The organism is Niallia sp. HCP3S3_B10, from assembly GCF_052064465.1.
Lineage (GTDB): Bacteria > Bacillota > Bacilli > Bacillales > Cytobacillaceae > Niallia > Niallia hominis.
Window position 1 is genome coordinate 1 of the sequence record NZ_JBQHVO010000018.1, and the last position, 13984, is coordinate 13984.

Here is a 13984-nt window from a genome sequence, read left to right on the forward strand (position 1 = left end):
CGGTAATATCTTGTTTTTTTACTAGTGCATCGATAATTTCTGTTGTAAACTGATTCATAGGGAAGACCTCTTTTCTAGGATTGGTTGTGGTGACTTAATTCTACCAAGAGAAGGTCTTCCTTTTTACATGGAAATTTTCATTTACACAAAATATTTTATACTCTCAATTGAAATACTCCCTACTCTACTCTTATCTCTATAGTACAATCTTATAAAAAAGTGATAAATCAATAAGATATATTTTAGATCAAGTTTAGTTAACAAATTTAGATTACTTTCTTTAAAATTTCTGGTATCAGAGTTAAATTTATAATAGATGATTCTTGACACGAAGGAATTGCTTTCGTCAGCATTTTTAACTTTTAAGGTCCTTAAGTCCTTATTACATTTACAATAATAAAACTTCTTTCTATATTGTTTAATTGGTTTTCCACAGCTACTACATGAAGAAACAAGGAAACAATTATGTATTGGACATACTAAAAAAATTCTTATATCCCATAATTTATGATGAATACCAACAGTTTCAAGGCATCTAGGACATACCTTAGCATGAGCATTCATCAAACTGTCTTGATACAAAGTAAAATTAAAATGCTTAAATTTTCCTTTTTCATAATCAAACTCGTTATAAAATGTAGTTATTAATAATTCATTAAGTGACAAGCCAGTTAAATTCATTAAAGATGAAAAATCAAATTTCCATGGTAGCAGATTGCGAGGACCAATATAGTGATTAAAATCAGAATCGTTTAATATCCATGTATTTGTTTCATACATATTTTCAATTGATAATCTATTAATATAACTAAAGATATTTTCATCTTTTCTAGGTTTAACTACACAAAGTAATTTTTTGTTCAATAAATAATCACCCCCAAAAAAGTTATTTTACTTATAAGTTTAAAAGATATAATAATATATAATTGAGTAATCTTAAATCAATTTAAGATTACTCAATTTTTCATTCCGAATAATTATGAAAAACTATTCCGGTCAATTATGAAATTATTCCGGAGAATTATGAAAAATCACAATTCTTTAGACCGCTTCATTTCCATGTACTTTCTCGTCAGGAATTAATAGCAGTCCTAATTCATGATGATCCCCTTCATATAAGGCCCTTTGCACAAAACGAATTTCGCCATTTGCATCGAACACTTCTAATTTACAATGGGCTGAGTTTTTTTGTAATGCTTTATATAACTGGTTTTTATCTTGAACAGGAATACTATTAACCTTCGAAATCATTTCGCCAATTTTCAGACCCATTTTATCCGCTGGAGAATCTGGGACAATTCCTAATATTACAACACCATTATTTTTTCTAGAAAAGTAGAAGGATTTATTCTTTTCTTTGCTTTTCTGCTTCCTCGTAATCCATTCGCGACCAATAATTGCTACTAATACTAAAGCAATGGAAGCTAGTGGATACAAATAAGCTGCAGCTCCGCCTACTACCATAATAGAACCAAGAATAATAATGTTTCTTCCTACATTTCTTATGGCAATAATCGGATGTTCTCCTTGAACTTCCATTTTTGATCCAATCAAAAAAGGAACCAAGAGTAGGGAATATGTTTGATTGCCTACAGTAAACATTGGCCACCATTCAAATGGAATCGTCAGCAATCCTGAAGGAATAAATAAAAATACTGGCAAAATCCAAGCCCTCTCTAATAGATGGACACCTATTGCTTGCCCTCGTCTACTTTTCTTCAGCCGTGGCGAAGTTGCTTTCACTCCATTATTACGAACAAATATTCCCTCGGAAATAATCAATAATCCTAATAAAATTACAGCAGTTGGAAAAATATATTCAGATGAACTCAGATTATTTTTCGAAAACAAGAAATAATCCCATCCAAGGAAAAGCGAAACACTGCTAACAATTATTCCTAATCCAGCTGTGTAGACAGGAGATAACATTCTCGTTTTTCCAATTAACGCTAAAACGATTGTAATAATCCCTGTAAAAACAACAAATTCCATTGGAACTACTAAGACAAGTCCGATGGAAAAAACTGATATACAAAGTCCAATGATAATCCCCATTGGCAGTAATTGTTTCAGTTCAAAATAAGCGTTCTGTGCTCTTACTGTGAAATGTCTTCTTTCTTTTTTTACTCTAGCAACCCCTAAATAAGCAGCAAATAAAAACGATAAATAGAAAACAGGATTCAAAAATAGTTTACCAAATCCTTTTAAAAGCTCGAGCAACCAATCTTGCCACATAAAACTTCCCCCATCCTTACAATAAGCTTTCCATCTATTCATTCCTTTATTTTAAGGAATTTAATCTTTTATTATATAAATCTATTATATTCTACTAATATGGTAATAGAAAGACTATGTGGAAGAAATATTATCTCTTTTTGCTACTATTGAAGATATTTGCGCTTTATATTTCATGTTCTATAAATAAAGCCAACAACCTATATATAAAGGTCATTGGCTTATTTTAACTTTATTTTGTTTTAGCAATAGAAGATTTTACTTTTGCTACTACATTTTCTACTGTAAATCCATACTCTTGGAATAGTTTATCCGCTGGTGCTGATGCTCCGAAATGATCGATTGTGATATGCTCACCTTTAGCTCCAATGTATTCTCTCCATCCTAGAGATGCACCAGCTTCAATACCAACGCGGGCTTGAACACTTTCTGGTAATACGCTCTCTTTATACTCAGCTGATTGTTGTTCAAAACGATCCCAGCTTGGCATACTTACCACATTTACAGAAATTCCTTCTTCTGCTAATGCTGCTTGTGCTTTCATTGCAAGGGAAACTTCTGAGCCAGATGCTAAGATTAAAGCTTGTGCTGCTTCTTTACCAGTTGAAACAGTATAAGCACCTTTTTTCACGCCTTCGTATGCTTCAGCCTTTGTTAAATCTAATGTTGGCAAGTTTTGACGTGTTAATACTAGCGCTGTTGGTGTATCTGTGCTTTCTACAGCAAGTTGCCATGCAGCAGCTGTTTCTTTTGCATCTGCTGGACGAATAATAGAAAGTCCTGGCATTGCACGTAATGATGCAAGTTGTTCCACTGGCTCATGTGTTGGACCGTCTTCTCCAACTGCGATACTGTCATGTGTGAATACATAAGTAACAGGCAATTTCATTAATGCAGCTAAGCGGATTGCTGGACGTAAATAATCAGAGAATACGAAGAATGTTGCTCCGAATACTTTTACTCCACCATGTAGCGCTAAACCGTTTAATGCTGCACCCATTGCGAATTCACGTACACCAAACCAAATATTTCTGCCAGCATAACCGTCGATTGCAAAGTTTTTCTCAGCAGTCATTAATGTTTTGTTTGAACCAGCAAGGTCTGCAGATCCTCCAAAGAAAGAAGGTACAGCACTTGCGATTGCTTGAATTGTTTTGCCAGAAGAATCTCTTGTTGCCATAGAATCGCCTGCATTAAATTCAGGTAATCTCTCTTGTAAATCAGCAGGCAGCTCACCTTTAATTGCTGTATCTAGTTGTGTTGCTAACTCTGGATATGCTGCTTTATAGCCTTCATATAATTCATTCCAAGCTTTTTCTTTTTCTGCTCCCTCTTGCGCTAATGATGCATAATGCTCAGAAACTTCTGCTGGAACATGGAATGCTTCTTCGTAAGACCAACCATATGTTTGTTTAGCTAATTGTGTTTCAGATGCTCCTAGTGGTGCACCATGTGACGCAGATTTTCCACCTTTATTTGGGGAACCATAACCAATTACTGTTTTTACTTCGATTAATGTTGGTACATCTGATTTTTTCGCTTGTGCAATAGCTGCTTGTATTTCTGTTAAGTCATTGCCATCTTCTACACGAATTACTTCCCATCCATATGCTTCAAAACGTTTTTGAACACTTTCTGAGAATGAAAGATGTAAATCACCATCTAAAGAAATATCATTTGAATCATATAATACTACTAATCTTCCTAGTTTTAAGTGCCCTGCAAGAGATGCTGCTTCTGCAGATACACCTTCCATTAAATCACCATCACCACAAATGCTATACGTATAATGGTCAACAACTGGATAATTATCTTTGTTATATGTTTCTGCTAAATGTCTCTCTGCCATTGCCATCCCAACTGCCATTGCGATACCTTGTCCTAGTGGACCAGTAGTAGCTTCCACACCTGGTGTATGTCCAAATTCTGGATGCCCAGGAGTTTTGCTTCCCCATTGACGGAAGTTCTTTAAGTCATCAACTGTTACTCCATAATTAAATAAATGTAACAAGCTATAAAGAAGCATAGAACCATGTCCTGCTGATAAAACAAAACGATCACGGTTGAACCAGTTAGGATTAGCTGGATTATGATTCATTTCCTTTGCCCATAGTGTATATGCCATAGGTGCTGCACCCATTGGCATTCCTGGGTGACCTGAATTTGATTTTTCAATTGCATCAATTGATAATGTACGAATCGTATTTACTGCTAATTGCTCAATGTTTGTTTTTACTTGATTACTCATTTTCCTCATCCTTTTTTGATTTATTTAATGCTAAACACAAACATAATGATGTGCTAAATTTTCTTAGGAAGTCATAGCTTTATTTGGCTTAGCCTTTATTTAAATTGAATTCCATCTTTATGAACGACAAGCTCACCTGTCAAACAATTATTATTTGTCCATCGCAATACTTCATCCGCCAGTTCGTTTGCAAGGATTCGATCAATAGCTGTCGGATTTGTTCCTATACAAAGTGCTTCATTAATTTCTGTATATTTCCAATCTACATCAAGCTTGCTAATTACAGAATCTTGGACAACTGCTTGCAAAGACTCGCTATATATTAAGACACTTGACGTTTTTGTATATGTATAGCTCTTTGTTATGGCTTCACATAAAGCGGCAATTTCCTCTTTCTCATAATCAACTGCTAAATAGTTTCCATCTACAGCAAGAGAAATATCCTGCAGCATGTTAGTCGAAGGATTTCCCTCTATTGAAAAACCAAATAATCTTGGTTTGTCATATTTTAGAGATTGAATAGTATCCTGAACCTTTAACACATTTTGAGTAATACTATTAAGCGCAGTATCATACCCTAAAGTCCAATCATTTCCTCGAATATTATTGTAAATGGAAACTGGCACAAATAATGTCCGAATCGTTTCTTTCTTTGCAATAGAAGCTTGCCATAATTCTTTTGCAACTGCATCCCCCATTACAACTGTCATATCCATCGGAGCAAATGCCTCTTCCCACTGATACTCTGACGGTGTAGCGCTTACCTTTAAGATAGAATGGCTTAAATATGGTGCATCACTAATTTCTTTTACTTCTGTATAAGTGATTTCACCGGACTCTCTGTCTATTTCAAGTCCAAAAAGTTGATGCGCAGGAGATAAATTTTCATATAAACGATGTAGAATTTGTTTTACCCCCGAAGGCAAACAACCTAAGACAATCACTCCAACCTTCAACACCTTACCCCCTAACTATTATCGAGCTGTAACTAAAAATGGTCATAATAAAAAATATACAGAAAAATGCACATGCTATTGGAAGAAAAAGTATTTTTTTACCTTATCTTCTTTATGATATATTTTTCCAAACCCATTATACCATACAACTTCCCAAGAATAAACCATACATATTTAGTATAACCCATTAATGGTACGTACAAGTTATAATATGTTTCATTTAAGATTTTTGATGTTAATTAGTCCTACTATTAACAATAATATGATTCTATTTCTTTGATTCCATTGATTCTATTAGCATGTCTGCCACCTAGAAATTCTGCATTTAACCATGTATCAACAATTAAGCATGCCAATCCTTCACCTGTAACTCTTTCACCCAAACAAAGGATATTACTATCATTATGTTCTCTTGTGGCTTTAGCAGAGAACACGTCACCAACTACCGCTGCCCGTATTCCAGTGATTTTATTGGCAGCTATACTCATGCCAATTCCTGTTCCGCAACACAAAATGCCTAATTGATTATCTCCATTTATAATGGATTCCCCAACAAGCTTTGCATAATCTGGAAAATCAACACTTTCCCTACTATGACAACCAAAGTCTATTACTTCTTCATTAGATTTAAGTAGATGTGCTTTTATTGCTTCCTTTAGCTGATATCCGCCATGATCACTAGCTATTGCTATTTTCATAAGCTCATCCTTCCTAGTTAAGATGCTTCTTTTTCAGATGTATTCTAACATAAAAGCAAGGATTTGTATTCGGTTTCACGTGAAATTTATAATTTTTTTATATTTCGAATTACTTATTACCTTCCTTAATTGTTAAAAAAGGAAAAAGGAATGAAGTCCTTTCTCCATTCCCTTTCTTTTGCAATAAGATAAAAGCCTTGATTAAAAATCAAAATTATCAGGATCTGGACCAACACGTTGATCCAAGTTTAATGCATCGATTTTAGCCATTTCTTCTTTTGTTAATATAAAATCAAAAACATTTCCATTTTCGACAATACGATGTTCTTTCACAGATTTTGGAATAGTGACAATTCCATTTTGCAGATCCCATCGAATGATAATTTGAGCAACTGATTTTTGATATTTTGATGCTATTTCCACTAATTCAGGTTGATCTAATAGTTGTCCTTGCATCAATGGAGACCATGCTTCCACTTGAATGCTTTTCTCCTGACAATATGCTATTAGTTCTTTTTGTGTTAGTCTTGGATGCAATTCTATCTGATTAATCATTGGTTGTATCTCTGCATCTTTCATTAACTCTTCCAAATGATGGATTTGAAAATTACTTACACCAATTGTTCTTACTTTTCCTTCTTTATATAATGTTTCTAAAGCTCTCCATGCTGCTTTATACTTTCCTTCTTTTGGCCAATGAATAAGATATAAATCTAAATACTCCAGTCCTAATTTATTTAGACTTGTTTCATACGCTTTTATTGTTTCTTCATATCCTAAATCTTCTGTCCATACTTTTGAAGTAATAAACAAATCTTCTCTTGTAATTCCTGTTTCTTGCATTCCTTTTTTAATACCTTCACCAACACCTGCTTCATTCTCATAAATAGCTGCTGTATCAATGCTACGATAACCATTTCTAATCGCAGAACTTACAGCATCTACCAGTTCTTGACCTTCTTCCACCTTGAATACGCCTAACCCTAACCAAGGCATCTTTATTCCGTTTAATAAGTTAACAGTATCTTGTAAGTTTTTCATCGTGGTAAAACTCCTTTATCTAATGAATTTTTTTCTAAAACCAAACTAAAGCCTGTCAAAAATATTGCCGCTACAACCATTATTCCCCCAACCCATGAAGTATGAATTAATCCGAGCGAATTCGTTACGATTCCTCCTAAATAAGAGCCAATTGCTATTCCAGCATTGAAGGCAGCAATATTGACAGCAGAAGCAACATCTACTGCACTTGGCACATATCGTTCTGCTAATATAACGACATAAACCTGTAATCCTGGTACATTCATAAATGCCAATAATCCCATAAATAGAATACTTATTAAGCCAATGACCTTAAATGGAAGTGTAAAGGAAAGAATAAATAGAACAATTGCTTGAATGATAAACATATAAAATAAAGCTTGAAGCGGATTTTTATTAGATAGTTTACCACCGATCATATTGCCTATTGCAATGGCAACACCATATAATAGCAAAATGCCTGCCACTGTATTTTGTTTAAAACCAGTTACTTCATGTAATAATGGCGAAAGATAAGTGAAAACTACGAAAGTTCCCCCATAACCTAAAGCTGTAATGAAAAATAGCATTAAGAGACGCCCATTTGTGACTAAACGCAATTGATCCTTTAGTGTCGCCCGTCCTCCTTTTGATAAATTACCTGGAACGAGAACACTATTTCCGATAAAGGCGATAATACCAATAATAACAATTGTAATAAATGCCAATCTCCATCCAAAATGTTGTCCAATGAACGTTCCAAATGGAACCCCGGTTACTGTTGCAACGGTTAATCCGGAAAACATAATAGAGATAGCACTAGCTCTTTTTTCTTTTGCAACTAAATCTGCTGCTATTGTTGACCCAATCGACATAAAAATTCCGTGGGCAAAAGCCGATATGATGCGGGCAATAAGTAAAATCGTAATATTTGGTGCAATAGCAGCCAAACTATTTCCAATAATAAATACAATCATAATCCACAATAAAAGTGATTTTCGTGAAATATTAGATGTAATAGCTGTTAAAACTGGTGCACCTATTGTGACACCTAAGGCATATATGGAAACCGTTAATCCAGCTGTCGTAATGCCTACGTGAAAATCTTCCGCGATTAATGGGAGTAAACCGACACTTATAAACTCAGTTGTCCCAATTGCAAAGGCACTAATAGCCAATGCAACTAAGGCAAGCGTATTATTTCTTTGCTTCAATTCTATTTCCTCCTAATAAATATATCGTTATCCACTAGTGGTTAGCTTTTTAGTAGTCTTGCATTTTAACCGGCAAGTGTTATTATGAATCATATAAGACAAATAGAAAAGTACGCACCTTTTTGTAATATAGGAACCAATAAGTATGATAGGAACAAAAAAGTACCTGTAAAAGAAGGAGTATTAGGATGGATAATAAAAAATACAATATATCAGTAGAAGCAACTTTAGAAGTAATCGGCGGTAAATGGAAGTGTGTAATTTTATGTCATCTTACACATGGTAAAAAAAGAACGAGCGAGTTAAAACGATTAATGCCAAATATTACACAAAAAATGCTAACACAACAATTAAGAGAATTAGAAGAAGATGGAGTAATCAACCGAATCATCTATCAACAAATCCCACCAAAAGTAGAATATGAATTAAGTGATTACGGAAGAAGTCTTGAGCCCATTTTAAATGCCCTTTGCGCTTGGGGAGATACACATATTACCAAAATTTACGGGGATAAAAGTTTAGTGTTAGAAGATAGTGTGTTAAATCAATAGCCGCATAAATAATCTCCTGCAAATAATTATGCAGGAGATTATTTATGCGGCTGTTTCTATGACATTGTTGTTTTTTTCAATAAGATTAATGAAAGGAGACTTTGTTCTCCCATATAAAGCGAGTCTATTCAGGCAGTTGATCTTAGCAATAAACTATATGAAAAATAGTTTATTTAAATAATTATTTAATGCACGATATATCTTATCGCTGTTTGCAGCTGGATATCATTTTCATCTTTCAGTTTTTCTTGTCTTACTGATTCCTCCATCTTGGCTGCCGTTTTTTTATCGATAATACCTGTTACCTCTAATGTATTTTTTTCTTGAAATGCTCGGACAGCAATCTCTGTTTGAGGACTATAATAGCCATCCTGCCTATCTGTTGTAAATCCCAAGCTTGTTAATATTTCTTGTGCATATTTTACTTGTTCATCATTATCTTCCATCTTTAAATTGGCTACAATCTGAAGAGGATGGGTATGATACAAATCAGATTGCTTTACTTCAATAGTAGGCTTTATTCCTTGTTTATGAATCCAATTCCCATCAGGAGTGAGCCATTTAGAGACAGTTAATTTGATTTCACTACCATCATCCATTAAGATTGGCTGTTGGACCGTTCCTTTTCCAAAAGAATTTTCGCCAATTAGGGGATAATCTGCTCCTTCTTTTAATGCAGCAGCTAAAATTTCTGATGCAGAGGCGCTTCCATTATCAATCAACACGACAACTGGATATTCTTTTTCCTTTGATAAATCGGAATAAAACTGTTCACGGTCGCCATTTCGATTCTCTATTTGTACATATGGTTTACTGTCTGTTAAAAATTGCTCCACTATTGCATTTACACTAGTAAGTAAACCACCTGGATTACCGCGGACATCCAAGATAAGACCAGCTATTCCTTTTTTCTCTAAACTACTCAGCGCCTTTTCAAACTCAATTGCAGTATCTTTAGAAAAAGAAGTAATTTCAATATAGCCTATCTTTTCTCCTCCATCTTTTTTGATATCCGAATAAACAGTAATTTGAGGAACTTCATCCCGCACAATCTTTACCTTTAACGGCTTATCTACTGTTGTTCGTTTAATCTCTAGCTCTACCTTTGTCCCTTTTTCTCCTTTAATCTTGCCAATGACATCATTTAAATCCTTCCCCTCAACGGTTTCTCCATCCACAGAAATAATTTGATCCTGTGGTTTGATACCCGCCTTCTCTGCTGGTGAACCTTTAATTGGCGAAACAATGATCATTTTATCATCTTCTATACTAATTTCTGCACCAATTCCTTCAAATGACGAATCTAGCGCCTGTTCAAATTGTTTGGCAGCCTCTTGATCCATATAAACAGAATATGGATCCTCTAATGTAGCTAGCATCCCTCTGATTGCTCCGTCTTCCAATTTCTGCTTGTCTACATTTTCCACATAGTTTTGAAGGATTAGCTGATAGGCTTTATCTAATTTATATAGAGAGTTCGTCTCCATTGTATGATCAGTTGCATGCTTTTCCTGTTTTTTTTCGAAAATGGTTATTCCCATATATGTCATTCCTGACCCCGCTAATAAGGATCCTGCCATGTAAACAGCCAGCCATTTTTGTTTCATTCCAACCGTCCCTTCTTTCGCACACGATGTGTTTTATCCTGTTTCCATGTATATGATAAGCTGGGACAACTTATGAATAAATCTACCTTTTATCCATTGGACACGAACCTAATACAGGCATAGGCATAGTATATAAAGTATTTTATGAGGAGGGGAAAGAATGTTTTATCATATTAAAGAACTAGCTTACCAAGCAAAACCCGAAAAGCCAGATCCTGTGTTTGCTAAAAAATTGCAAGAACTAATCGGTGGACAATTCGGGGAAATGTCGGTAATGAATCAATACTTATTCCAGGCTTGGGGTACAAGAAAACATGATAAGTATCGTGACTTATTATTAGATACAGGAACAGAGGAAATTGGCCATATTGAATTATTGGCAACAATGGTTGCAAGATTACTAGATGATGCTCCAGTAACGGAACTAGAAACAGCGGCAGCAAGTAACCCTGCAATGGCTGCCATTATTGGCGGAATGAACCCACAACATGCCATTGTCTCAGGACTTGGAGCAATGCCAAAGGATAGTGTGGGAGTTCCTTGGAATGCAGGATATGTTGCTGCAAGCGGCAACTTGTTAGCTGATATGCGTGCAAATTTAAATGCGGAATCCCAAGGTCGCCTTCAAGCAGTCCGTTTATTTGAACAAACGGACGATAGAGGTATTAAAGATATGCTATCCTTTTTAATCGCCCGTGATACGATGCATCAAAACCAATGGCTTGCTGCTATTTATGAACTAGAACAACAAGAAGGGGTAGTTGTACCAAGCACTTTCCCTAGACATTTAGAAAAAACAGAAGTATCCTATCTATTCCTAAATCATTCAATGGGAGACGAAAGCAGTAAAGGTAGATGGGCATCTGGACCGAGCATGGATGGCATGGGAACTTTCCAATATGTAAGAGATGTACCTCCATTTGGTCCTGCTCCAAAATTAAAGCCAGCCCCTCCAGCTGAGCATGATACCCCCCCAGATGTTAAATAAGTTTTATTAAACAAAACGGTGCAAAGGGAAAAGACCCCTTGCACCGTTTTTCTTCTATAACCCTTTTACCCGCAATACCCGCATTGCATTTAGAACTGCTAATACAGTAACACCTACATCTGAAAAAACAGCTTCCCACATTGTCGCAATTCCAAAAGCTCCTAGCAGTAAAAAGATTGCTTTTATTCCTAAAGCAAAAATAATATTCTGCCAAACAATTCGTCTTGTACGTTTCGCAATAGATAGAGCTGTCGCTATTTTTGAAGGCTCATCTGTCATAATTACAATATCAGCTGCTTCAATCGCTGCATCTGCTCCTAATCCACCCATCGCCATTCCAACATCGGCTCTTGCTAAAACAGGCGTGTCATTAATCCCATCTCCAACAAATAGAATCTTCTCTTTTACCTGTTTTCGTTCATCTAGTTTTTCGATTTCCTCTACTTTATTCTGTGGTAATAGCTCTGCATGTACTTCATCTATTTGCAGAAGAGCACCAATCTTATCGCCAACCTTTTTTGCATCACCAGTTAGCATTACCGTTTTCTTAATACCTTGTTCTTTTAATAGCTGAATCGCTTTCTTGGCATCATCTTTTATTTGATCTGAAATAACGATAGAACCGATAAATTCTTGATTCACCGCTATATAAATGACTGTGCCAATTTCTTTGTTTTGTACGTAATCTATGTTTTCCTTTACCATCAATTTTTGATTCCCAGCCAACACTACTCTATCGTCAAGCTTCACACTAATTCCATGCCCAGATATTTCCTGATATTCACTGATACGTTCTTCTAATATCTTCCCAGGAAAAGCATTTCTGATGGAGTCTGCAATAGGATGATTAGAATGCATTTCTGCATATGCAGCATATTCAAGAACTTCCTCTTCAGAAAATCCAGAAGCAGTATGGATGGAATCCACTTCAAATACTCCTCTGGTCAAAGTCCCTGTTTTATCAAAAACAACATATTTAACAGCATTTAAAGCTTCTAAATAATTGCTTCCTTTAACTAATATCCCTTTTTTCGAGGCGGCACCTATCCCGCCAAAGAAACCTAAAGGAATGGAAACAACAAGTGCACACGGACAGGAAATAACAAGGAATACAAGGGCTCTATATAGCCAATCGGAGAATGTTGCACCACTTATTATTAGTGGTGGCAAGATAGCTAATAAGGCCGCAATTATTACTACTACAGGTGTATAGTATCTTGCAAATTTGGTAATAAAATTTTCGGTAGGAGCCTTTTTATTGCTGGCATTTTGGACAAGCTCTAATATTTTCGTTACAGTAGATTCTCCAAAATCTTTTGTTACTTCTATTGTTAATACACCATGATTATTAATGAATCCTGAGAGTACTTCATTGCCAATTTCGATATCACGAGGAATAGATTCTCCCGTTAATGCTGATGTATCAACAGAGGAGCTACCTTCTATTACTCGCCCATCAAGAGGGATTTTTTCTCCAGGTTTTACGAAAATAATATCTCCTATTTTCACTTGCTCAGGACTTATTTTTTTATATCGGTCTCCAACCTTCACATTTGCATAGTCAGGGCGAATATCCATTAAACTTGTAATGGATTTTCTAGAACGATTCACTGCTATCCCTTGAAATAGTTCCCCTATTTGATAAAAGAGCATAACCGCTACTCCCTCAGGGTATTCTTGAATCGCAAATGCTCCCAATGTAGCAATCGCCATAAGAAAGTGCTCATCAAATACTTGCCCGCGTAAAATATTTTTTATGGCTCGATATAAAATGTCTCCTCCGACAATTAAATATGCCACAAAGAAAAAGGAAAACTCTGCTATTCCAGTCAAAGGAGAAAAGAAGCCAGCTACTGCAACAATTGTTCCAGCTATTAATCTACCAACTAATCTCTTTGTATTTTCCGCTCCATGATCATGTGAATGGCTATGTGTTCCGTGAGCCTTTTCATGGTGATGTCCATTCCCATGATTATGCGAGGTGGAAGCTGTCATTTTATTACCTTTCTCCACCAACTTTACATGTGGCTCTAGTCTTGAAATTGTTTTTTGTGCTTTTGCTAAAATGCTGTCTCGTTCTTCTTCCTTTAACTGTAGAATTAATGTTTGTGTTGCAAAATTAACATTGCATTCACTCACTCCATTAATGGAGGCAATTCCATTTTCAATTTTCATCGCACAATGAGCACAATCCAAGCCTTCCAATGTAAATTCTTTTTTTAGTAGCTGCTTCTCTTCCTCCATCTTATCCCTTCTTTCCTTTCATTCATCTATTAACCAATGGATTATTCACTCACCTTCAATATATGAACAATTATTCATATACTCATATTCTTATTATATGAATAATGCAATAAAAGTGTCAATCCATATTCTGATTTTTATGTTAAAAAGAAGAAACAGATATCATAGATACCCGTTTCTTCTAGTGTGCTTTATTATTATTCAACTATCCTTATTCCTTTTA

The 13984-nt window shown here is 35.3% G+C and carries 11 protein-coding genes; 2 read left to right on the forward strand and 9 right to left on the reverse strand.

Going from position 1 to position 13984, the window contains the following annotated elements:
* Nucleotides 1-141: 141 nt before the first annotated feature.
* The 7 genes from ACTNDN_RS10055 to ACTNDN_RS10085 form a co-directional block, all read right to left on the reverse strand.
* The gene (locus ACTNDN_RS10055; protein ID WP_349205274.1) at nt 142-864 is read right to left on the reverse strand and encodes a TniQ family protein; all 723 of its coding nucleotides are present in this window, start codon (nt 862-864) and stop codon (nt 142-144) included.
* 177 nt (nt 865-1041) lie between these two features.
* Nucleotides 1042-2235 (reverse strand): PDZ domain-containing protein, encoded by a 1194-nt coding sequence (locus ACTNDN_RS10060; RefSeq protein ID WP_109769263.1) that lies wholly within the window; start codon nt 2233-2235, stop codon nt 1042-1044.
* Nucleotides 2236-2467: 232 nt separating this feature from the next.
* Nucleotides 2468-4483, reverse strand: coding sequence for a transketolase (gene tkt / locus ACTNDN_RS10065; RefSeq protein WP_109769264.1), 2016 nt, complete (start codon nt 4481-4483; stop codon nt 2468-2470).
* Between the two features lie 95 nt (nt 4484-4578).
* Entirely contained in the window at nt 4579-5442 is an 864-nt protein-coding gene (locus tag ACTNDN_RS10070; RefSeq protein ID WP_349205275.1) for a 6-phosphofructokinase, read from the reverse strand.
* Nucleotides 5443-5690: 248 nt separating this feature from the next.
* On the reverse strand, nt 5691-6137 hold the full coding sequence (rpiB, locus tag ACTNDN_RS10075) for a ribose 5-phosphate isomerase B (RefSeq protein WP_031538553.1): 447 nt from the start codon (nt 6135-6137) through the stop codon (nt 5691-5693).
* Between the two features lie 201 nt (nt 6138-6338).
* Nucleotides 6339-7178 carry an aldo/keto reductase gene (locus ACTNDN_RS10080; RefSeq protein ID WP_349205276.1) on the reverse strand — a complete coding sequence of 280 codons (840 nt, stop codon included), beginning with the start codon at nt 7176-7178 and terminating at the stop codon, nt 6339-6341.
* Nucleotides 7175-8377, reverse strand: a complete 1203-nt coding sequence (locus ACTNDN_RS10085) for an MFS transporter (RefSeq protein WP_031538556.1) — start codon at nt 8375-8377, stop codon at nt 7175-7177. Before ACTNDN_RS10085 ends, ACTNDN_RS10080 begins: the two co-directional genes overlap by 4 nt.
* A 182-nt stretch (nt 8378-8559) precedes the next feature.
* Here ACTNDN_RS10085 and ACTNDN_RS10090 point away from each other — a divergent pair, with 182 nt between their 5' ends.
* Entirely contained in the window at nt 8560-8922 is a 363-nt protein-coding gene (locus tag ACTNDN_RS10090; protein WP_031538558.1) for a winged helix-turn-helix transcriptional regulator, read from the forward strand.
* A 185-nt stretch (nt 8923-9107) separates the two neighbouring features.
* Here ACTNDN_RS10090 and ACTNDN_RS10095 read toward each other — a convergent pair whose 3' ends face one another.
* Complete coding sequence (locus ACTNDN_RS10095; protein WP_284560957.1) at nt 9108-10529, reverse strand: S41 family peptidase; 1422 nt, start codon at nt 10527-10529, stop codon at nt 9108-9110.
* Nucleotides 10530-10689: 160 nt separating this feature from the next.
* Between ACTNDN_RS10095 and ACTNDN_RS10100 the strand changes: the two genes are divergently transcribed.
* Nucleotides 10690-11517, forward strand: coding sequence for a manganese catalase family protein (locus ACTNDN_RS10100; RefSeq protein ID WP_031538562.1), 828 nt, complete (start codon nt 10690-10692; stop codon nt 11515-11517).
* A 54-nt stretch (nt 11518-11571) separates the two neighbouring features.
* Here ACTNDN_RS10100 and ACTNDN_RS10105 read toward each other — a convergent pair whose 3' ends face one another.
* On the reverse strand, nt 11572-13761 hold the full coding sequence (locus tag ACTNDN_RS10105) for a heavy metal translocating P-type ATPase (protein ID WP_349205277.1): 2190 nt from the start codon (nt 13759-13761) through the stop codon (nt 11572-11574).
* Between the last annotated feature and the right edge of the window lie 223 nt (nt 13762-13984).

Excerpts from the sequence above, each read along its gene's own strand:
- ACTNDN_RS10060 (WP_109769263.1), bottom strand. The coding sequence starts at position 2,235 with ATGTGGCAAGATTGGTTGCTCGAGCTTTTAAAAGGATTTGGTAAACTA.
- tkt (WP_109769264.1), bottom strand. The coding sequence starts at position 4,483 with ATGAGTAATCAAGTAAAAACAAACATTGAGCAATTAGCAGTAAATACG.
- rpiB (WP_031538553.1), bottom strand. The coding sequence starts at position 6,137 with ATGAAAATAGCAATAGCTAGTGATCATGGCGGATATCAGCTAAAGGAA.
- ACTNDN_RS10080 (WP_349205276.1), bottom strand. The coding sequence starts at position 7,178 with ATGAAAAACTTACAAGATACTGTTAACTTATTAAACGGAATAAAGATG.
- ACTNDN_RS10090 (WP_031538558.1), top strand. The coding sequence starts at position 8,560 with ATGGATAATAAAAAATACAATATATCAGTAGAAGCAACTTTAGAAGTA.
- ACTNDN_RS10095 (WP_284560957.1), bottom strand. The coding sequence starts at position 10,529 with ATGAAACAAAAATGGCTGGCTGTTTACATGGCAGGATCCTTATTAGCG.
- ACTNDN_RS10100 (WP_031538562.1), top strand. The coding sequence starts at position 10,690 with ATGTTTTATCATATTAAAGAACTAGCTTACCAAGCAAAACCCGAAAAG.
- ACTNDN_RS10105 (WP_349205277.1), bottom strand. The coding sequence starts at position 13,761 with ATGGAGGAAGAGAAGCAGCTACTAAAAAAAGAATTTACATTGGAAGGC.